The organism is Wolbachia endosymbiont of Tuta absoluta, from assembly GCF_059414725.1.
The window spans coordinates 1-21,525 of record NZ_JBNRJY010000600.1 but is presented as its reverse complement, the minus strand read 5'-3'; the positions used below and the strand labels follow the sequence as shown (position 1 = coordinate 21,525).

The 21,525-nt window shown below is 34.1% G+C and carries 15 protein-coding genes, 1 tRNA gene and 2 pseudogenes; 4 read left to right on the top strand and 14 right to left on the bottom strand.

The genetic code is table 11. The features are described from left to right. Window positions 1–359 precede the first annotated feature (359 nt). Together radA and ACJ5GX_RS06730 are read right to left on the bottom strand one after the other, a co-directional pair. Window positions 360–1,703 carry a DNA repair protein RadA gene (gene radA, locus ACJ5GX_RS06735; RefSeq protein WP_052264751.1) on the bottom strand — a complete coding sequence of 448 codons (1,344 nt, stop codon included), beginning with the start codon at window positions 1,701–1,703 and terminating at the stop codon, window positions 360–362. 66 nt (window positions 1,704–1,769) lie between these two features. Next, a complete protein-coding gene (locus ACJ5GX_RS06730; protein WP_052264750.1) occupies window positions 1,770–3,041 on the bottom strand; it encodes an MFS transporter in 1,272 nt (423 codons plus the stop codon). A gap of 648 nt (window positions 3,042–3,689) precedes the next feature. Here ACJ5GX_RS06730 and topA point away from each other — a divergent pair. Next, window positions 3,690–6,140 (top strand): type I DNA topoisomerase, encoded by a 2,451-nt coding sequence (topA, locus tag ACJ5GX_RS06725; RefSeq protein ID WP_096097247.1) that lies wholly within the window; start codon window positions 3,690–3,692, stop codon window positions 6,138–6,140. A 174-nt stretch (window positions 6,141–6,314) separates the two neighbouring features. On the opposite strand, the gene ACJ5GX_RS06720 is transcribed toward topA, so the two are convergent. The 8 genes from ACJ5GX_RS06720 to ACJ5GX_RS06685 all read right to left on the bottom strand — a co-directional run bounded on the left by ACJ5GX_RS06720 (window position 6,315) and on the right by ACJ5GX_RS06685 (window position 14,595). After that, entirely contained in the window at window positions 6,315–7,199 is an 885-nt protein-coding gene (locus ACJ5GX_RS06720; RefSeq protein ID WP_213863946.1) for a P44/Msp2 family outer membrane protein, read from the bottom strand. 100 nt (window positions 7,200–7,299) lie between these two features. Beyond that, window positions 7,300–9,318 (bottom strand): type IV secretory system conjugative DNA transfer family protein, encoded by a 2,019-nt coding sequence (locus tag ACJ5GX_RS06715; protein WP_052265036.1) that lies wholly within the window; start codon window positions 9,316–9,318, stop codon window positions 7,300–7,302. A 30-nt stretch (window positions 9,319–9,348) separates the two neighbouring features. Next, window positions 9,349–10,341 carry a P-type DNA transfer ATPase VirB11 gene (gene virB11, locus ACJ5GX_RS06710; RefSeq protein ID WP_007302612.1) on the bottom strand — a complete coding sequence of 331 codons (993 nt, stop codon included), beginning with the start codon at window positions 10,339–10,341 and terminating at the stop codon, window positions 9,349–9,351. A gap of 1 nt (window position 10,342) precedes the next feature. After that, entirely contained in the window at window positions 10,343–11,854 is a 1,512-nt protein-coding gene (locus ACJ5GX_RS06705; RefSeq protein ID WP_007302611.1) for a TrbI/VirB10 family protein, read from the bottom strand. Window positions 11,855–11,870: 16 nt separating this feature from the next. Beyond that, complete coding sequence (gene virB9, locus ACJ5GX_RS06700) at window positions 11,871–12,662, bottom strand: P-type conjugative transfer protein VirB9 (protein WP_019236950.1); 792 nt, start codon at window positions 12,660–12,662, stop codon at window positions 11,871–11,873. Further along, entirely contained in the window at window positions 12,649–13,329 is a 681-nt protein-coding gene (locus ACJ5GX_RS06695) for a VirB8 family type IV secretion system protein (RefSeq protein WP_007302609.1), read from the bottom strand. Before ACJ5GX_RS06695 ends, virB9 begins: the two co-directional genes overlap by 14 nt. A 72-nt stretch (window positions 13,330–13,401) precedes the next feature. Beyond that, window positions 13,402–14,487 carry a GTP cyclohydrolase II gene (locus tag ACJ5GX_RS06690; protein ID WP_052265064.1) on the bottom strand — a complete coding sequence of 362 codons (1,086 nt, stop codon included), beginning with the start codon at window positions 14,485–14,487 and terminating at the stop codon, window positions 13,402–13,404. Between the two features lie 20 nt (window positions 14,488–14,507). Beyond that, window positions 14,508–14,595, bottom strand: a tRNA-Leu gene (locus ACJ5GX_RS06685). A gap of 190 nt (window positions 14,596–14,785) precedes the next feature. Here ACJ5GX_RS06685 and ACJ5GX_RS06680 point away from each other — a divergent pair. Next, window positions 14,786–16,021: a metallophosphoesterase family protein gene (locus tag ACJ5GX_RS06680; protein WP_052265037.1), complete on the top strand. Its 1,236-nt coding sequence runs from the start codon at window positions 14,786–14,788 to the stop codon at window positions 16,019–16,021. 126 nt (window positions 16,022–16,147) lie between these two features. Next, window positions 16,148–17,173, top strand: coding sequence for a hypothetical protein (locus tag ACJ5GX_RS06675; RefSeq protein ID WP_052265038.1), 1,026 nt, complete (start codon window positions 16,148–16,150; stop codon window positions 17,171–17,173). On the opposite strand, the gene dcd is transcribed toward ACJ5GX_RS06675, so the two are convergent. Both dcd and ACJ5GX_RS06665 read right to left on the bottom strand, forming a co-directional pair. After that, complete coding sequence (dcd, locus tag ACJ5GX_RS06670) at window positions 17,174–17,731, bottom strand: dCTP deaminase (protein WP_006012513.1); 558 nt, start codon at window positions 17,729–17,731, stop codon at window positions 17,174–17,176. It abuts the gene before it with no gap. Window positions 17,732–17,802: 71 nt separating this feature from the next. Continuing rightward, entirely contained in the window at window positions 17,803–19,260 is a 1,458-nt protein-coding gene (locus ACJ5GX_RS06665) for a TrkH family potassium uptake protein (protein WP_052265039.1), read from the bottom strand. 124 nt (window positions 19,261–19,384) lie between these two features. Here ACJ5GX_RS06665 and ACJ5GX_RS06660 point away from each other — a divergent pair, with 124 nt between their 5' ends. Next, the gene (locus ACJ5GX_RS06660) at window positions 19,385–20,353 is read left to right on the top strand and encodes a hypothetical protein (RefSeq protein ID WP_007302603.1); all 969 of its coding nucleotides are present in this window, start codon (window positions 19,385–19,387) and stop codon (window positions 20,351–20,353) included. A 102-nt stretch (window positions 20,354–20,455) separates the two neighbouring features. On the opposite strand, the pseudogene ACJ5GX_RS06655 reads toward ACJ5GX_RS06660, so the two are convergent. Continuing rightward, window positions 20,456–21,382, bottom strand: a pseudogene (locus tag ACJ5GX_RS06655) (substrate-binding domain-containing protein); the annotation flags it as partial. Continuing rightward, window positions 21,345–21,525: pseudogene (locus tag ACJ5GX_RS06650) on the bottom strand (hypothetical protein); the annotation flags it as partial. The pseudogenes ACJ5GX_RS06655 and ACJ5GX_RS06650, both read right to left, overlap by 38 nt.

Sequence of the window (21,525 nt, the reverse complement as noted above, 5' to 3'; positions counted from 1 at the left end):
GTTATATTCATTGCAGTTACTGACTTTCATTCTTATTGGCATATTTTTCCTTTGTCGGCTAAATATCTATTTTATAACAAATTCCATCAGTAACTGCCTGTTCTTTCCTTGAGTGGTGCAACAAAGCCTGCTGGAATCCAGCTAAACACTTTACAATGTTTTTGATGACGAAAAGACTGGATGCCAGTGTCTGGGCACTGGCATGACAGGAGTGTGAGATAAGGCTACATACATACTCCAACAGGTATGATGGTGTCATTCCAGTCTGGAATCCAGAAAAAAAGAAGCCAGTGTCAGCTACTTGAATGACATTATGGAAGACATCCTTCTCGCAAGCAAAATGTTCATGCAGATAATATTTAACTGTGATTGAAGATCTCTTTTAACTCTTTTATATGACCAAGCTTAATTATCTCAATATCATGAGAAGAATAATTGCCATTTTTAGGCATAATCGCTTTTTTAAATCCTAACTTTTGTGCTTCCCTTAGTCTGAGATCAGCATGCGAAACATTTCTAATTTCTCCTGAAAGTGCAACCTCACCGCAGATTATTGAAGAAGTTGGTAGCGGTAAATTTACTAAACTTGAAATAAGAGAAGCAGCAACAGCAAGATCAGCTGATGGTTCCTGTATTTTGAGTCCTCCCGCAATGTTTAGGTATACTTCTTTATCATGCAAAAACATTTTACAACGAGCACTTAGAACCGCGATTATCATAGCTAATCTATTAATATCCCAACCAACTACTGCTCTTCTTGGAGTTGCCATATTAGTCCTTGCTATTAATGCTTGCACTTCCATTAAGATTGGTCTTGAGCCTTCAACTCCTGCAAATACGGCGCTGCCAACTACTTCTCTATCATGTACGGTCAAGAATAATGATGATGGATTATCAACAGGCATGAGTCCTGCTTTAGACATCTCAAAAACACCAATTTCATTTGCAGGGCCAAATCTATTTTTAATAGTACGTAAAATGCGATATTGATTACTATTTTCACCCTCAAAATATAGTACTGTATCTACCATATGCTCCAGGGTTTTAGGTCCCGCTATTTGTCCATCTTTCGTTATATGGCCAACTATTAAGAGAGAAACACCATATTGCTTTGCAAGAACAGTCAATTCATGAGCGCAGGTACGGACTTGAGTTACAGTTCCTGGTGCTGATGTGACTTTGCTATCATACATAGTTTGTATAGAATCAATTATCAAGAACTTAATACTTTTATTTTTCCTTATTGTTGCTACTACATCAGTTAAAGATACTGTAGATAAAAGCTTAATTTTAGGTTCATTTATCTTAAGACGCTTTGCTCTGAGGCTCACTTGCTCTAAAGATTCCTCGCCAGATACATAAAGACATTCAAAAGAGGAAAGTTGTACAACATTAGCTGCAATCCTAAGCAAAAGAGTAGATTTTCCAATTCCAGGTTCACCACCAATTAAAATGCTAGCACCTTGAACGATACCTCCACCAAAAACTCTATCTAACTCTTCTATTCCTGTTAAAAAACGATCGGGGGTAATAATTTCACTATCTGATAACGCTTTTATTGAAATTGGTGCAGATGTACTTCTCGTTTCTGTTTTTAGTACTATTTCTTCGACAACCGTATCCCAACTGTCACATGCAATACACCTTCCTACCCACCTTCCAGTGCTATGACCGCAGAATTGACATACGTATGCAGTTTTCATAAAAGCCAAAATTATAATTCTAATAAAAATTAGCTAAATAAGTGAAATAAATTTAAATAGAGAAAATTACCAATCACACTTTTTATCTTGTGGTTTTATTTGCAATATTGCTACTAAGCTGACTAATAAGCAAAAAATTACATAAAGCCCAGCAGCAAAGTCTATTTTAGGAAACATTATAGTAAACCCAGTGCATATCATAGGAGTAAATCCACCATGCAGGGCATAAGAAATGTTACGTGATAAACTCACACCACTAAATCTAACATTAGTAGGAAAAAGCTCAGCAGTAACTATCCCTATAGGATTAATACCCCTCTCGATTATAGAAAGAGCCATAACACTCAACATGATTATAAGATAGCTTTTATAGTAATATGCAATAGATAACATAGGACAACATAATACCATTGTTATCACTATAAATAAGATTGCAGTGCGTTCTCTTCCTGTTTTATCAGCTAAAATTCCAAGCATTATTGAAGATATCGGCATTAATATACTGGTTATAATGAGTACAACTTCGTTGACATACGTTGTTACATAAGTTTCAACAGACACTATTTCTTTTGCAATTGTTCTAAGAAATATGGTAAATCCAACAGCAACATTAACAGGTACAGATATTAAAATGGCAAGTATCAGGGCTCTTTTATAGCGTTTTGTAAGCTCTATTATTGGTAAATTAGGTAAATTTCTTTGTTCTCGATTTTTTTCATACACTGGAGTTTCTCCTAGTGTATATATACTATATGCGCTTATTAATCCTAAAATGGCTGAAAAAATAAACGGCAGCCTCCAACCCCAAGCGTTAAAATCAGTGGTTTTTTTACAGATGATCACTGCAACCACAGAGAGCAATATGCCAATAGAGCGACCAAAACTTATTATTCCAAAAAACATTCCTAGTTTTTTCTTATTAGGTAAATGCTCTATGAGATAAACAGAGCTACCTCCTTGCTCAGCGCCAAGTGCAACCCCTTGTATCAGATGGATTGTAAGAAGCAACATAGTAGAGGTTATTCCTATTTTACTATAACTTGGAATAAACGCAACGAGACTAGAAGGAATCGATATTAGCAAGATAGCAATCGTTAACGCCATTCTCCTTCCATACCTATCACCAATGTGACCAAATACAGATGCACCAAGTGGTCTTACCATTGCACCCAGTCCTGCAATTCCAAACAATTGCAATATGCTGTAGTAGATATCTTTTGCATAACAAAATTCTCTACTAATTATATTAACCAGATCAATAAAGAGCATATGGTCATACCATATTGCGATTCTACAGAGTATTGTTGCAATCAATACTCTTGTTTGTTGATTGTACACTTAGTTTAATTTGTAAATGTCTACTTATTTTTATTTTGGCTGCTTTTTAGAACTTTGCAACTCAAGCGTATGGCTTATATGTAAATATTATTAAAATTGGAACTTGCATAACCAGCCAGTCTGGGATCAAATAAAAAAATCTGGTCATCCGCTGGAATGACATGGTGGAATGTGTCATTCCAGTACTCCTTTTCTTGTCATCCCTGTGCTCCGACACTGGGATGACACCTCTCTTAAATTACTTTAGTTACAAATATCAAGAAATTTACCAAGTAGAAAAAAGACAAAAGAAACCCCCTATTAGCTAGCTCTAATCCTGAAAATTGGCCTGTCTTAAACAGCCCGTTTCAGCTTATATGGTTAAAAAACTGGAAGTTTTGTAAAGAAATAAGATGCACATAGTGCAAAAAATTAAAAATAAGACGACAACTGCGTTATGCTTTTGTCGTTTAATCTGCACAGACGAAGATAAATAGTATAGCGTTATCCTTATGGTAAGGGAGTTGAAAAAATTTATAAAGCAGGTTCTTTCATTAGTTTTTTTGCGAACATCAAACAATTACTTAGAAAAATTGGAAAGACCATTAAAATATTTTTTTACTTTTTATTCTATATATTTCAACATATTACCTTTAAGTACTAATAATTATGGCATTATTAATAGTTGAGTCGCCAGCAAAGGCAAAGACGATAGGTAAATATTTGAGTAAAGAATTCAAAGTGGCTGCATCTTTTGGCCACGTCAGAGATCTGCCAGCGAAGAATGGTTCTGTTGATCCTGATAATGACTTTGCCATGAAGTATGAGATTATTGAAAAAGCAGAAAAGTATGTAAAAGAGTTAGTCAAGGAAGCTAGTAAAACATCAGATATATACCTTGCAACAGATCCAGACAGAGAAGGGGAAGCAATAGCTTGGAATGTGATAGAGGCACTAAAGGAAAGAAAAGCAATCAATGATGAAAGCAACATTCATAGAGTAGTCTTTAACGAAATAACAAAAAGAGCAGTGCAAGAAGCTATAAAAAATCCACGTGAAATTAATATGGACTTAGTGCGTGCACAGCAAGCACGCAGAGCTTTGGATTATCTAGTTGGATTTAGCTTGTCACCGCTGCTGTGGACAAAATTGTCGGGAAGCAAATCTGCAGGGCGAGTGCAGTCTGTTGCATTAAAGCTTATATGCGAACGAGAGGATGAAATCAGTAAGTTTATAACACAGGAGTATTGGAGCATAAAGGCAGAAATGCAAAATAGCAAAGATGAGGCTTTTTTTGCTATGCTAAGCCACTATGACAATAAAAAGCTAGAAAAATTTGATATTAAAAATGAAGAAGAGGCAAAGAACTTAGTCAGGGAGATCGAGTCAAGGCAGTATGCTGTAAGCACAGTAGAACGCAAGCAAGTTAAGAGAAACCCGCTTCCTCCATTTATCACCTCAAGTCTTCAGCAAGATGCAGTGAATAAACTGTATTTTAATGTGAAAAATGTTATGCGAGTAGCGCAAAATTTATATGAAGGTATCAATATTGGTGGTGAAACCGTAGGGTTGATAACTTATATGCGTACAGATGGGTTTCATATTGCAGATGAGGCTATAAACTCAATCAGGGGATCAATTAAGTCATTATATGGTGATAAATATTTACCGCAGTCTCCTCGTAAATATGTAAAAAAGGTCAAAAATGCTCAAGAAGCACATGAAGCAATCCGGCCAACTGATATTAATAGAACACCGGGTAGTATTAAGGATTACTTAACGCCAGAGCAATTTAAATTGTACGATTTAATCTGGAAAAGAACCATCGCAAGTCAAATGGAATCGGCGATTCTTGATCAAGTGGTAGTTGGAATTAGTTCTATTGACCAGAAAGTGATTCTGCGAGCAAGTGGATCAAGTATATTCTTTGATGGTTTTTATAAAGTTTATCAAGATAACATAGAAGCCGAAAATGAAGGCCTGCTACCTGCCATGAAGGAAGAGGAAGCGTGCAAGTTGATTTCTGTTGATCCGAAACAGCATTTTACTCAACCGCCACCTCGTTATAGTGAAGCGAGTATAGTAAAAAAAATGGAAGAAGTCGGTATAGGTCGCCCATCAACTTATGCAACAATTATTTCGGTATTACAAGATCGTGAATATGTTTCATTGGATAACAAAAGATTTATTCCAAGCAGCCGCGGTAAGATCGTGACTATATTTTTGGAAACTTTTTTTCAGCGTTGTGTAGAGTATGACTTTACAGCACAAATGGAAGAAAGGCTTGATTCAATCTCAAATGGACATGCAGATTGGAAAAAAGAACTAGGCTATTTTTGGGTGCCATTTTTTAATCATGTAAATTCTGTTAAGCAAATGACACATGATGAGATTTTTAGTGGTATTCATGATTTGGTAGTCAATTGGTTTTGCTCAGAGGAAGGAAAGGAAGAAATAGGTAAAAAATGTCCTAATTGCTCTGGTGGTATATTGAAATTAAATTTTGGAAAAGCCGGTGTGTTTCTTGGATGTTCTAACTATCCTGCATGCAATCATACAAAAGAAATTACGGGCAGTAATGACAATTCAGAATATCCAAAAAGTTTGGGTATAGATGATATGACAGGCCAAGAGGTAATGATCAAAAAAGGTCCTTTTGGACTTTATCTGGAGTTTAATAGTGAGTCAGAAAAGAAAAAAAAGATTTCTGTACCAAAAGATATAAATGTTAATGATATTGATCTAAATACCGCCACTCGATTACTTTCCCTGCCGAAAATAATCGGAGAGCACCCTGAAACTGGAAAAGAAGTAAAAATAGGTCTTGGACGATTTGGGTACTATATTCTCTATGATGGTCGATACTTTTCTCTTAAAAAAAGCTCTAAGGAGGTATTAGACACACAATTAAACGAAGCTATACAAATTATTGAGAGCAGCCCACGCAAAGAGCTAAAATCTCTTGGTTTTAATGAAAAGGGAAAAGAAGTTTTTATCTGCAACGGTAGGTACGGATTCTATATAAAATGCGGTAAAACAAACGTTGCGTTGGGCAAGAATGCAGATATTGAAAGTATAGATCTGAAGAAGGCTTTAGAGTTAATTAAGAATAAAAAGTAGACTTCTTGCATAACCATTCTTTATATGTTCTTTATTGTTGTTCCAGCCCTACACGCTGGAACTGAGAAAAAAAGAGACTGAATGACAGGAAAGAAGTTACTGCGGCCGCTACTAAGTCAGCAGCTGCAGTAGTGTGACGCAGACGTGCTACCAGGAAAATAGTCTCTATCAGAGTTAAGCTTTGCTTGCAAAATGAAAAGTAAGACCAGCTTCTATACCGTGTGTGTGAAACACTTGATTGCCTATACTGATACTTTCTTTATGTAACTTCTGGTCCGATGGTTTTTGACTTTTATTCAATTCTAATATCTTTTTTCCATCTGGGTTTACCGGTTGCTTTGCTTTCATTTCTCCTAACACCTCTGCTTCAAAATCAACATTACTACCAAGAACACCAAAACCTCTATATCCGATGTGCATATTTACATCTTCGTTTATACGATAATCAAAGCCAGCTTTCAATTGACCTGCAGGTCTTATTGACGATTTTTCAAACATTGTCATTCTTGTTGCACCGACTCCAACCCCAACATAAGGAGAAAAAGATAAACTATCACTTTTCCAATAATGATAAACATTTGCCATTACAGATGCGTTTTCTACTTGGTCATGATTAATTACAGTTTTATACATATAAGTTTTTTTATTAGCACTCTCACTAACGTCTTTTAGATACGAAACAGTTACTTGATTACTTGATAAACCAATATTATCTACTTTTACAGAAGAGTACATCCCTTCCAATTCAGCTCTATAGCTATTATTGCCTAGTTCTCCTGTGTAACCAAACGTTACATTTGCAGCAAAAGGTGGGTTATAATCTCCTTTATACTTACTTATTAACTGACCTTCTGTTCTCTGAGCGTCTATGTCATTTATAGATACACGGTTATCATCTTTAGCATCTTTGCCTCCAATTTTTGCTTTCAACTTACCCAAGTTCAAATATTGACCGTAATATCCACCACCAAAGTAAAATCCTTCTGTTTCACTTGCAAAAGATTGTTGTGACAACAATAAAGCAAGTGCTGTAACTGCTAATGTTTTTTTACTCATCATGACTATTCCTCTAGTTAAAATAGCTAATCTAGTACTAATTAATTAAAAATGATTTAATATGAAAAAACTAATTATTTTCTAAGCTAAAAAATAGGTAAAATTAACCTCTATCCTCGATTTTATTGCCGTCTAGTTTGTCCTCATCTTCAAATTCATCATCATCGTCAAATTCATCCTTACTGTCTTCATCATCAAACCCATCATCGTCTTCCTCATCATCAAACCCATCACCACCTTCAAACTTATCATCAATATCCTCGTCTTCAAATCCATCTTCAATCCCTGGCTCATCGTATATTGCATCTTCAGTTTTAGCTTCAACAGGATAATCAGCAGCTTCAATAGCATTACTCTCTTCTTCATTACTAATCTTATCTTTGTTAGCAGCAGAAAAGACCTTGTTTGGATCATATGGCTCTTGTGTAGGCACACGTGTTGGTTTAATCAGCCTTCTTGTGAATGTGCTATCACTATAGTACAAAATTTTCTTTGACTTAATTGGATAAGTCGATTCTATCAAAATTATCTGATCATCACGTGGCAGCATAATAATTTCTTGAGGTAAGAGCAATGCTCTCTGTGTTTCAGAGATATGCAATGATCTTGATGCAGGATTCAAGTCTAAAAATTTAGGTTTGTTTAATGATTCTTGTTGTACAGTTTTGTTTCCTATAAGCTGAGATATCAAATTAGCCGTTTCAATATTATTGGCTGCAAAAGTTATTCTATAGGTTGAGTTTGATAAAAAGGAGTTCATTCCTGCTTCTTCATATATTCCTTTAAGCTGTTCAGTATCTTGAACAATTAAAAATAACCTTACTCGATAGCCACGAAAGTATGCGATGCCCGTTTGAAATTGCTCCATTTTTCCAAGTGTTGGAAACTCATCCATTAAAAATAATACGCCGTAAGGCTCGTCATCCGATGGCAATTTTCTACATAAAAACTCAGTTGCCTGTTGGTAAAAAACCTGCATTAAAGGCCTGAGCCTAGTTAAGTTATCAGGAGTTAAACCAACATAAACTGTAGTTTTCTTCTTTTTAAAATCCAAAATATTAAAATCACTTGATGCAGTTGCAGTATCGATCAATGGGTTTGCCCACAATTCAAGCGACGAGTTCATAGTTGACACAACACCTGATCTTTCTTTGTCAGCCTTTTGCAAAAAAGCTGCAATGTTCATATACGCTACCGGATGTATTATTTTACCCATTGTGTCCAAAACTACAGCAAGATTGTAAACTACGTCATCGCTACGCATCGTACGCACAACCTCACCAAAAGATTTAACTTTCTCTGGTGCAGCAAGTAAATATAGTACCACCCCAACAAATAAGCTTCTTGCTTCGTTTTGCCAAAAATCTTGTTCAGGCATGATTAGGTTAGCTATTTTTTGCACATCGTCAACCATCTGTCCAGGTTTTTCACTAATCCATTCCAGTGGATTATAACAATGGCTTACCCCATCTGGCTGCGCTGGGTTCCATACATATACTTTTTGTCCTTGTCGCTCTCGCCAACCACTTGTTATTTCATAGTTTTCTAATTTTATATCATGCACAATTACCGAATCATTCCAAAATAACAAATTAGGAATTACAAAACCAACACCTTTACCAGAGCCTGTAGGTGCAAAGAGCAATGCATGCTGAAACCCATCAGCAATAAAATATCCTCTCTTATCTTTACCAAGCAATAGACCTTTTTTGCTTCTTAATCCCGCTTTTCGTATGTCTTTCTCTGATGCCCACTGTGAATCTCCATGAAGTGATTCTTTCTTTTTAAATGGCCGCCACTCAATTAGTCTTTCTCTCACATTCCACAAAATAATCATCAAAACAATTTGAGGCAGTATAGAAGATACAACTAATTTAATTTTGAGCTCAAAGCTATATAGCTCTGGATGATGCCAACAATATTGTATATGATCAAAAATTGTCGGCCAGAGAGCTTGAGGAAAAGGTGTCAAGCTAGGATTAATTGCTCTAAAATCTACACCATCTGGACCGTCAACAAACAGGTAGAATAATATACCAGACAAATAGAAGCAAAATTCAAGTATGCTAAAAGATACTACACCTCCTATGAGAATATTGCGTAGGTGATTTCCATTACTCATAAACTACTTTTTCTTAACTTACGTATAAATTTAAGTATTTTCATTTGAAGATCTAGTAAATAATATTTCAGAAATGCTTCTTTTTCCACCACTGGTCCTTTTGAGTTGAATAACAATGTCAATTACATTTCTAATGTATGGTATGATCTGATCTGGGGGAATTCCAAGATTTGCTTGCATAACCATAAGTTTTATTTGCTCAAGAGCCATTGCCGGACTATCCGCATGAAGAGTTGATATTGACCCTGGGTGGCCAGTGTTTATTGCTCTAAGAAAACTAAAAGCTTCTGCTCCACGCAGCTCACCAACTATTATTCTATCTGGTCTTAAACGTAAACATGCCTCTATCAAATCTTGAGTGGTCACTTTTGCCCTACCCTGACCTCCTTTAGAAGCAATAAGATGTACTCTATTCGGATGATCATTCAAAACTATCTCTCTTGCATCTTCAACAGTAATAATTCTTTCTTCAGATGGAATAGCACGCAAAGTAGCATTAGTAAAAGTGGTTTTACCAGTGGAAGTTCCACCACTAATTATGATATTTTTCTTACTTATTACAGCATATTCTAAAAACTCTTTTATTTTTTTTTGTTTCAGTAGCAAATCTAGGTGACGATCTACTGGATTATCGGTCACTCCTATAACAGTTTCAGAAAAAGCCCCCATTTTTTCATAATCATCCAATGCCAATTGCATAGAAGAAGGTTTACGAATTGAAATGACTACTTTATCAGGCTCACATGCTGGAGGAAACACTATCTGTATACGATAACCATTTGGTAATGTAGCTGAAAGCAGCGGTGTCTCTTCGCTCAGTTTTTGTTCTGTAGCTTGAGCAATCAACCTGCTAAGAGATTTTAAATGATTAAGATCAAATATTTCTAACTTTTCGCATCTTATTTCACCGCGATTTTCAATCCATACTTCCTTCGGTTTATTTATTGATATTTCATTTACACCTTCCTCTTGAAATATCCCTTGTAATGGCTCCAAGTATGTATCAAGTGCAGCATAGTTCATTTCAGTTATTTAATATTGACTGTGGAGGAAATACTATATCTTGGTTAACAAATACTTTCAATGCAGTTCCTTGATTAACATAAATAGTTGGTTTTTTATCTACACTCCTATCAACTATATCTCGCATGTCTTTGGAAAAATCATTGATTGACTTCCCGATTGCTTCATCATAAACAGATTTGCTTCTTTTCTGAGTTTGCCTCAACAGTTGACGTACATCGTCTAAAGTTATACCGATATTGTCACTAGTAATTGTATCAACTCCACTAGCTCCAGAACTTTTTATCACACTTACTATTTCTTCCTTTATTATTCTCAGCAAATCCTGATCACTTTTAGCATTTCGAATTTTTTCAATAGCCCTAATACCCAATTTCCATTTTTCGTCTCCTACCTTCCCAACTTCAGTTTTTATAGAATTCTCCAATCTCTCAACAATAGCCCCTTTGAGAGAAGAAATATCTATTTCAGTTGCAGTAATAGACTTCACTGCATCCATGGCAGTTAGCGCATCGATAAGATTAGAGGCTTTTTGTCCTACAACAGCTGAACCAATCGAAACACCAGCAAGTGCCACTGAAGAGAATAATGCACTTGCTATTTTATTATCAACTATTCCAGCTATCCCTGCCCTTCCAAGCTCATCGGTACCAGATGATGCAATAGCAACATCTATACCATGAGGAAGAATGATCCTATTCCAATTTATGTTCACGCGGGCTTTTGCAACATTTGAGTCGAATGAATAACCACCTATTAACCTTGAACCTTTTGGTATTAAAATTGTATCACCAGTTTCTGCATAAACGTCTCTACTAACAACAGCACGGAGCATTCCTTTTAAGTCAGAACTTATTGCAGTTTCAAGAATAGCGTCAATAACTTTACCTTGAATAATCATTAAACCAAGCTTTCCAGCTTTGGTAGCTTTGCTCGACTGTGCTGAGGTATTGGATAAAACAGCATCTGTAGCTTTACCTTCCCCACTACTACCTGAAATTGCTAACATTTGTGCACTACGTCTGTCTCTAGGATAACCGCCACCCCCTATTGTAGGAAATGAAGTAGGCAAATTGCTAATAACATTACCAGAAGGAAAATTTTGCTTTGGTAAAACAGGTATATTTGACAAGGGAATTTCTTTTAGTTGCTCTTCTTTTTTTGTCACTTCCTCTTTTTTGATTTGTTTTACTTCTGGTATGACTTGTGGGATAGGAAGAGGAGGTAAGGGTGGCAAGAGATCAGTTGCTATCCTCTCGGAAACTACTACATTATCTGGAACTTGTTCTAACTTTCCTTTCAATTCTTGAATGTTTTGCTTTGTTTCCTCTTTTTTAACAATCTCTGGACCCTCTTTATTAGAAGGACTAAAATAAAGATAGTACACTCCACCAACTAAGAGCGCTACCATAACTATCATCAATGCCTTATAACCTTGATTAGAGCCAACTGTTACTACCTTGCTTTCTATCTCTGATTCATCTTCTACACTATTATGCCTTTCTTTACTCATATTATATGTACCAGAACTAAAGTGACCTATTTATAACTTCAACTTCACTACCTTCATAACGCATTAATAGCTTTTTATGTACTCCTTTTATTACAACATAATCATCAAATAACAGCCTTTTACAGGATTCGCCTTCTATAAAAATCTGAGGAATTTTATTACTATTTCTAAACTTTAAATAGGTTAAATAACCATCATCGAATAACTCAATTGGAACTATATCTACGTTACCACCTTCATCAATATATGTATAGTTGTACCTCGTATTATTTTCTTGTATTATTTTTTCTGGCTTTTCTGTAATGTATTGCATTTGAGTAGGTAAAGAAACCTCATCTAAATCAACATCAAATTCATCTTCTTCTTGAGGATAATAAAAACGTATTACGTAAGATATATCCTTTTCAACGGAATAATCATGATCCACTTTTTTAGCATCAGTATCTGGGTATTTATCGTAATTTGGTCTTGAAATTAGATCAAAAATGTAATTTCTCTTTTTAGTTGTCGTAATAATCATGTTAGTGCGACTACTGACTTCAAATGGCATGACAAGCAGTTTATTATCATAAGGATTAATTTTCCAACTTGATGCATCACCAACAGCAATATTTTTGACTTTTTCCCCTTCTGCAAACTCAATATAAGAATAGTAACCTTGACTAAAAATTACTGTAAACACCTCATTAGGGCTATATACAAAAGTCTTTATTCTACTATCTACAGAAATAGGTTTATTATTAATAGATGCATTTAAGTTGCCACTTATTAGTAAAGCTAAAACTAACAATATCCTACACATATTCATCATCTACTCTATATGAAATAACTTGAAACCCTAACGGGTTAATATATCTTTGCTGATCATTCATTTCAAGCGATGCATATTTATACGACATCACAACTATCTTATTTTTCCTTGAGGAATTTCCATCTTTTCGTGTAAATTCTATAGAAAATCTCACTTGAAGAGCATCATTACCTAATTTTTGAATTGAACGAATTTTCAACTCACCTTTAGCATCTGAATATAAATTAAAAAGGTCATTCATATTCTGCGATTTTATATAATTGCTAAATTCACTATATACACTAGGCGAAGAAAACAACCTTACTTTTGTATAATAATTATAATTATAATTATATGGGTCAAAAACCTCCCTTGCTTTTATATACTCTGAAATAAAATAATCGTTCAGCGTTTCATTTGCAGAATATTGTTTTACTGTAACAGGATCAACCAATTGCACTATTCCTGACTTTTTGTCAATTTCTATAACGAATGGCTCAATAGTGCTACTTGTGCTAATTTTAAATATAGCTAATATGCTTATAGAAATTGCAACTAGTAATATTAATGTAAATAAAAGTAAAGTATTTCTCTGAGCAACAACTGTGCTATAGCGACTTGAATTCCAATTTATATCCTTATCCAATGACTCATTACTTTTTTCTTGTTTTAAAAATTTCAGCATCTCAATATTCTTAAAAATCTTAACTTATATTAATTAACATAGCAAGCTAACAAAGTAGTTATAACAAAAAAGCTAATAAACCCTTAATCCATGGCCTAACTTGCCAAATTTTGTTTCCATATATGAATCATTATATTCATTGCGTTCCATAATAAGTGGTATACACTTTGTAACTTCTATACCGTTATTTTTCAACTCTGATAACTTTCTACCATTGTTTGTAAGTAATTGTATTTTGTTAATGTTCAATTTCTTAAGTATTTTAGCTGCAACAGCAAAGCTCCTTTCATCATCTTCAAAACCCAATACTCTATTTGCATCAACAGTATCAAGATTATATTTTCTTTGCATACTGTATGCTCTTAACTTATTAGTTAAACCAATGCCTCTCCCATCTTGCATCAAGTATAATATAATGCCATTCCCAAAGTCGGTCATTATTTGAATCGCTTGATGTAACTGGCTTCTGCAATCACATGATAAGCTGTCTAATAAGTCTCCTGTATAGCATGCAGAATGAATTCTCACTAATGGCTCATTATCTTTATCTGGATTGCCAATGATAATTGCATAATGTTCTCTTCCGCCACTTTTGGTTCTATAAGATATGATATCTACTTCTTGAGTCTGCTTTAAAAATAATGATGTTTTGCACACTTCATACACACTATGATTTTGTTGAAAATCATTCACAAGTAACGTATTTAGTGCAATAATGTCATTTTCTTCACACCAATTTCGCATTTCATGTTTATTCTCAAAAGTCATATCAGCCACTAACGCGTATGGCAATAATTCTGAGAACTTAAGCAAGGCAACAGCATACGCATCTATTGTCTTTGAGCATTGCAACTCTTTTATCCAATCTTCCTTTGAACAGTTTATTAAATGGAGCAGTTCATCAAAATTGCTTATCAACAGACGTTTGCTACTATGTTCTTTACTCTGACATATGTATTTTACCTTACTTGCAGTCAAAGTAACATACACATTACCTGATATAAGCTTATATTGACTAAATAAATTTTTTTCTAAAGTTTCAGCAGCAGCAAGCAATAGATAGTTATTTTCATCATCATATATTAAAATTGGAAGACCACGCCTGACTTCACTGATGGCCCTTTCTACTTTATTTCTACTTTGATTTCCTATAAACATTTCACCTACACCAAACAACTTGGTGCGGTCGAGAAGACTTGAACTTCCAAGGCTTTGTGAGCCACAGCGACCTCAACGCTGCGTGTCTACCAATTCCACCACGACCGCACTTTATTCTAGTTTCTATATAATTACTTTAAATTACTTAATCATTTTAGGATTTTTCATCTAAAGTGTCAATCTGATACTAGGATAATTTAGGAAATGCCTGTATAATTTAACTATGAATTTTATGGTTACAAACTTTAATCATTTAAGATAATCTTAATACTAATTCTTAATTTAGGTTTTTATACAAATGAAAGTAGCTAATATCTTCATTTTTTTAATTCTATCTCTTACAATTAGCTTTCACTCTAATCATGCACAAATATTGTACACATGGTCTCAAATCATTCCAGAAAATAAATTAAGCATACGTGCGATTATAGACAATAACATGTGTCCCATTGCTTACGTCGATAATAAGGCAGTAGAAATGCTAAGTCGCAGCTCAATTAACAATACCGAAACAGTTTGTGAACTGATAGTAGAAACAAATGCTCAAAACATTAGTATTGACAATATAAAAGTTCCCGTATTAGCGGAAAAGATCAGCAAAATTGCCTTCATTGGCGATACAGGATGTAGAATAAATATGTTATTTCAGCAAGAATGTAATTCTGTAGATAACTGGCCTTTGAAAAAAAATTTAGATTCAATCGCTTTTCATAAACCAGATTTAATTATCCATGTTGGTGATTATCATTATAGACAAACAAAATGTAGAAACACAAAAAAGTGCGGCGATATTTATGGATATAGCAAAGAAGCTTGGTACGCTGATTGGTTTGAGCCTGCAAAAGATATTTTAACACAATCTCCTTTTCTTTTTGTTCGTGGAAATCATGAGAGTTGTAATAGAGCTTATGAAGGATGGTTCAGATATTTAGATTCATACCCCTTTTCCCCTCAAAAATGTGAAGATCTTATTTCCAGTTGGTTCTTAGATGCTGGGCCGATGAAGTTTTTTATCTTCGACTCTTCATCCGGTGAGGAAATTTTTACAACCCAAAGCACAGTTGATGCTTTTGAGAGGCAGTTTGATAAATTGATACAAGATAAGCCCACGTGGTTTTTGACTCATAAACCACTTTGGAGATCTCCAAAAAAAGAATTTTTGACATTAAAAAGCCATGGCAATCTTACACAAATTGAAGCTTTTGGAGATAAATTTCCAAGCAATGTTACTACCATAGTTTCTGGCCACATTCATATAGCCCAGATTTTATTAATGGATAATGTTCCAGATCAGATTATAGTTGGAAACGGCGGTGCATTATTACACGCTCAAGATCAAGAACCTGTTTATCAAAACGTAGAATTTAACTATCCAAATAGTAGAAATTACTTAGCACACGAAGTTAGAAACTTTTTCGGCTTTGGCTTTGCAATATTAGGTTTAGACGATCACAAATTTACTTTCTATAACCAAGATAATAAGGAAATGTATTCTGCAAACCTAACGAAAGACTTTAAACTTAAAACAAATTAAAATTAGGACTATTTGTTGTTATCGATTACTGACCTTACCGAGAAAAAGTAGAGAAGTAGAAATGTGAGTTGACAAAATAAGAGAAATATAGTATATTAATGGTAGTAAGAGTATTTAAAATTAATTATGCCAGTAGCAGTAAATACACCAGATAACATACAAAGAATGTCGAAATTTAAAAAGGCAAGAGATATTTTACTAGCCCCTGTGAGATGGCTAGTCATTGGTTTAGCTGTAGTATTACTCATAGCATTTATTGTTTTTGTCATAGCGTTAATTCTAGTTGCTCAAGCATTGGGTAAGCTATATCTTCTTGCAGGAGGCAAATTACCAGAATGGTTAGAGCAAAGAACTGAAGCATTTATGGAGGCAGTGCGTGTCCCACAAACAACGCATGATACTAATGTAAATGATGCAATTAATATTAACGTTCAAAAGCTAAAAGAAAACTATGGCGAGCCTAATGTTGATGATAAGTTTATAGAGGAAATAGAAGGATTTATTGATCAGTTAGAGTGTATAGCAAATGGTACACAAAAAGCTGTGGATAAAGATCAACTCACAGAAGATGAGAAAAAACATGCACTTAAGTGCTTGGAGCGTATAAAAAACAACCCTGATACACATAGTGGAAGCGGATTAACATTGAAGCAAGTTTTAAATTTGGTTTGGAAAGCTTGTAAAGATGAAAATAAAAAAAGTGCTGATGATAATATAGATATTAATACCCGCATATCACAGAGAAAATATCAACTGGTTAAACATTTAGTAGAATCGCAAACAGAATATGGAGTATCTGTTGGCAGTGCATGTTTTACTGGTGCCTTTAACAGTATTGTCTCTTCCTTGTACACTTTTGAAGAATTTTTCTTCTTGCAAAGAGCGGATAAGGATACTGTAAAACAAGAGTTTGAAAATGATCTACAAAAAAAAGGTGAAGAATTATTTAATCGGCTTTCCAATGATAAAGAAAAAAAAGAAGTTGCAGAAGCTTTAAGTAATCCTTCTACAAATTTCTTTATTAGCTTTATAGAATCATTTAAAAATCACTCTGCACGTGCAGTTTTAGGCGATAAAAGATGTGATGAACTAATAAAAGAGCATTTTGGTAATCTTCAATATAAACCAACAATATCTTGCTTTATAAAGTAATCACTTAACTAACGGCAAAGTGATACCATGTTGATTCATATATTTTCCTTTCATATCATCATATGACTTCTCACACTCACTTTCGCCGCTTAAAAACACAAATTGGCATGCTCCTTCATTAGCGTAAATTTTTGCAGGAAGTGGAGTAGTGTTAGAGAATTCAAGTGTGACGTGACCTTCCCATCCAGGTTCTAAAGGTGTGACGTTCACTATGATACCACATCTTGCATAAGTTGATTTGCCAACACAAATTACTAGTACATTCCTTGGTATACGAAAATATTCCACTGTGCTGGCAAGCACAAAACTATTTGGTGGAATTATACATACATCTGTTTCCTTATCTATGAAACTATTCTCAGAAAAATTCTTTGGGTCTACAATAGCTGAATTAACATTAGTAAAAATCTTAAACTTATTACTAACTCTTGCATCATAGCCATAAGATGATAATCCGAAAGATACAACACCCTTACTGCTTTTATGATTCACAAAAGGCTCTATCATTCTAGAGTTTTCAGCCTTTTCCCTTATCCATTTATCTGGCATAACTGCCATAATTGTCCTTTAAAGTTTTGTAATACTTATAATAATATGTAATAGAATTTAAATGTAAACCTGAATTAGCGTTACACTCTGGAATGGCAAAGTTTCCAGTATAAACTACCTATACAAAAATAAATTGGCAATATTTCAAGCCTGCCAAGCAGCATCAAAAACGATAGAAATAGCTTTACTCCACCACTAAAGGAGGAATAATTACCTGAAGGACCTATTAGGTTACTAAATCCTGGGCCAGAATTTGTAAGCATTGCAGAAACAGAGCTGATGCTAGTTATAAAGTCCGCATTGCTCAAGTAAGACATCACTATTGATGATATAGTGAACGTTAACATGTAAATCGCAAAAAACGTAAAGACGGATTGAACTTCATCATTTTCCAGTATTTTACCATTGAGTTTTACTCTATCGCTTTCACTTGGATTTAATAAAGAGCTAAAGTAATTCCTTATAGATTTTAGAAAAATGACTAAACGGAAGATTTTGATTCCACCACTAGCAGAACCACCACATCCACCAATAAAGGCTAAAAAGAAAGCTAAGACTGAAATAAAGCTCCAATTCAAGTAGTTGAACATTACATAGCCAGTTGATGTGATAAAGGAGGTAATGGTGAATGTGCTGTACCTAAATGATAAAAATACTCCTAAGTCAAAATTTTTATATAACCAAAAACAAGCAAGCAAAGATGAGATAACAACTATCTTAATAAAGTAAGAGACCTGTTCATCATAACAAACGTCTAATCGTCTTATAATTTTTAAATAGCTCAGAAAAGGTAAAGAGCCTAAAATCATAAAGATAATTGTTATGACCTCCAATATAGGGTTATTGTAGTAGCCTATAGAATCGTTATAGTTAGCAAATCCACCAGTTGATACAGCGGACATTCCGTGACATACTGCGTCAAATAATGGCATGCCAGCTAGATAATAGGAAAATATGCACAATAAAATTAGGCAGTAATATATTTCTGCAATATGTATTACTACGCTTCGCGTATGTGGTAACTTTCTTTTAAGAGCATCTGAGTACTCAGAATAGAGTAAATTATTTAAGCTCAAAACCTTAAATATGGGAAAAATTGCAATTCCTACTGTAATTACTCCAAAACCACCTATACCGTGTAGCATTGCTCTCCACAGTAGTATCCCCGGAGATTGTTGCTCGATGTAACTTAGAACAGTTGCTCCTGTGGTTGTAATCCCAGATACTGCTTCAAACAGTGCATCAATGTAGCTTAAACTATCAAGATAAAATGGAATAGCTGCAAACAGAGATAATGCAATCCAGGTACAACTGGTAATCGCAAAAATTGCCGGCATTCCATGTACCCTATTTAGTTTACCCAGTAGAATAAAAGTCGCACTAAATGTGCAGGTAACTATAAATCCAACCAGAAAATTTTTCCATTCGTAACCTAGATAATTATTAGTAATAGCAGGAATAAGCATTGCTACGCCAAACAACAATAGAAAAATTCCCACAATAAACGCAATTGAACGTAAAACTTGCAGACTTTCCATAGACAGTACTGTGAAAGCTATATGTTATTAAAACTTCAACCGCTTTGCTAATTTTTTCTCTTGACTTGATTATAAATACGTATAATTATAGCGCTAAATTTGCCATAAGAGATAGAGGTAAGGTATGTTATTAACTGACAGACAAAAAAACATTCGAGATTCATTAATTAGTGAAGCTATACAAGGCAACTTTGAGAATATAAAAAATAATTACGATAGCGATATACAAGAAGTTTTGAAAAGCGAATTACCTAGTAATATACAAAAAGAGTTTAAAGACGATCTACCTAACCCTTGTACCACTTCACAGTTGATTATATTCAAAAAAAATCAAAAGGAAATTAATCAATGTATACAGAAAATGGAGCAAAAAATTGAGAGTATTTCGTGTGATATAGCTATGCAAGAAGCGAAAGGAAATGATGATTCGCATATGCAAAAAGTGAAAAACTTAAAGAGAACAAGTGATCTTCACCACAAATTACGTCAAGCAATAGATTATTTAGATGTTAAAAAAGTTAAAGCAGTATTAGAAGATTGTGATACAAATCTAGCAATGATTTTAAATAGACCTATACATTCACAGAGCAAAACTACCCTTTTACTTTATCCTCTGCAAGTTGGTCTTAATAAACGATATATAGGTGATGGTAAAAGATTGAAACAAGAAGATCTGAGAAATATAAAAGAAATTACTAAACTTCTTTGGGATAAAGCTTCTCCTGATATTCGCAATTTCTGGTTTAAATTCCATCAAGATCAACAAGAAGAAAGTACAAAAGACACAAAAGCAACCTTTGAAGCTCATTTGAAAAAAGCTCCTCCTGATATTCGTGACTTGTGGCTTAAATATCAAAGAGTGCCTGAAAATCAAGATGCAGCTGTAATAAAACTTCTTAAAGGTGAGCAACAACGACATGCCAAGATAGGTAGTGAGAAGTGGCTTGAAGATTTCATTCAAGAAGTTAAAGATTACAGAGAACAAAAAACCATAGAAGAAAACCTTGAAATAGCTACAGAGAAACCTACAACAAAATCTGTTCTACAAGACGCACAACTTTCTCAAATAAATAGAACTTGTTGTATTTTGTAGTAAATAAGTTCTTAGGAAATCTAAGTATGATAACAATAAAAACAAGAAATTTAAACGTTCTATTTTTAACCTAGTATCCAGAATAAAAAAATATCAAAGTCATCATATTATATCACGAACCTTTTCCAAGACTTTTTTTATATTTTCGCTTGAAAGTGGAATTAAGCCAAGCCTAGATAAATATCCACCTTCAGTACTAATAGAGTCTACAACTTCTCTAATGAATTCCCTTAATCCATCAACAGTATCTAAGTGTTCTTTCTTTATATAAAGATATAAAGGCCTTGCTAACATATACTCCCCCGATGATATATTTTTATAAGTTGGCTCAATTCCTGCGATTGTGCTTCCTTGAATCTCATCTTGGTTTTTCGCTAAAAAGCTGAAGCTAAATATTCCTAAAGCATTTTTATTGCTCTTCAATTTTTGTATTATTATGTTTTCATTAATTCCAACTTCTATATATCTTCCATCATCTCTGATATTACTACATGCTTTCTTTCTTTTTTCTTGGTCTTGATAATTCTCTTTGAAAATCCTTGAGTTCATACATGAATATTGATCAAGCATAATAAAATTAATCAAAGTTTCATGTGTACCTGTATTTTGATGTGGGCCATAGATTTTAATTTCTGTTTTTGGTAGAGCTTGATTTACATCAGACCAAAATTTCTTGTTATTCTTTACTAATCTATCATTGTCTTCAGAATATGAAGATAAAGTTTCAAACAGGTCATTTTTTGTAAAATCAAATCTATGGCTTTGATTTGAATTTGCAATAACAATTCCATCATAGCCAATTATTATCTCTATTACTTCATTCACTTTATTTCTTTTACATAATTCTCTCTCTACTTCCTTCATAGGGCGAGATGAAGTAGTGATATCTGGTGTGCCTTCCCCTATTCCTGAACAAAACATTTTGAACCCTGATCCACTTCCTATCGATTCTACAACTGGAGTTTTAAAGGAAAATATACGGCTGAATTCTTCAGATATAAATGAGATAAAAGGAAAAACAGTTGAAGATCGATCTCTTTTTCGATAAATCTACTTTAGCATAAATAGGCTCTGGTTGCTCTTTATGATTTAAGCTAGTGGGCTTTTTTTGCTCTGAGAAATCATCTACATCTTCATAAATAGGTTCTCCTGATATACTAGAATAACCACTA

Bases quoted from the DNA above. Each gene is read 5' to 3' on its own strand.
- dcd (WP_006012513.1), bottom strand. From the start codon at position 17,731: ATGGCAGTTATGCCAGATAAATGGATAAGGGAAAAGGCTGAAAACTCT.
- ACJ5GX_RS06680 (WP_052265037.1), top strand. From the start codon at position 14,786: ATGAAAGTAGCTAATATCTTCATTTTTTTAATTCTATCTCTTACAATT.
- ACJ5GX_RS06705 (WP_007302611.1), bottom strand. From the start codon at position 11,854: ATGAGTAAAGAAAGGCATAATAGTGTAGAAGATGAATCAGAGATAGAA.
- ACJ5GX_RS06675 (WP_052265038.1), top strand. From the start codon at position 16,148: ATGCCAGTAGCAGTAAATACACCAGATAACATACAAAGAATGTCGAAA.
- ACJ5GX_RS06720 (WP_213863946.1), bottom strand. From the start codon at position 7,199: ATGATGAGTAAAAAAACATTAGCAGTTACAGCACTTGCTTTATTGTTG.
- topA (WP_096097247.1), top strand. From the start codon at position 3,690: ATGGCATTATTAATAGTTGAGTCGCCAGCAAAGGCAAAGACGATAGGT.
- radA (WP_052264751.1), bottom strand. From the start codon at position 1,703: ATGAAAACTGCATACGTATGTCAATTCTGCGGTCATAGCACTGGAAGG.
- ACJ5GX_RS06690 (WP_052265064.1), bottom strand. From the start codon at position 14,487: ATGTTTATAGGAAATCAAAGTAGAAATAAAGTAGAAAGGGCCATCAGT.
- ACJ5GX_RS06660 (WP_007302603.1), top strand. From the start codon at position 19,385: ATGTTATTAACTGACAGACAAAAAAACATTCGAGATTCATTAATTAGT.
- ACJ5GX_RS06665 (WP_052265039.1), bottom strand. From the start codon at position 19,260: ATGGAAAGTCTGCAAGTTTTACGTTCAATTGCGTTTATTGTGGGAATT.
- virB9 (WP_019236950.1), bottom strand. From the start codon at position 12,662: ATGAATATGTGTAGGATATTGTTAGTTTTAGCTTTACTAATAAGTGGC.
- virB11 (WP_007302612.1), bottom strand. From the start codon at position 10,341: ATGAACTATGCTGCACTTGATACATACTTGGAGCCATTACAAGGGATA.
- ACJ5GX_RS06695 (WP_007302609.1), bottom strand. From the start codon at position 13,329: ATGCTGAAATTTTTAAAACAAGAAAAAAGTAATGAGTCATTGGATAAG.
- ACJ5GX_RS06715 (WP_052265036.1), bottom strand. From the start codon at position 9,318: ATGAGTAATGGAAATCACCTACGCAATATTCTCATAGGAGGTGTAGTA.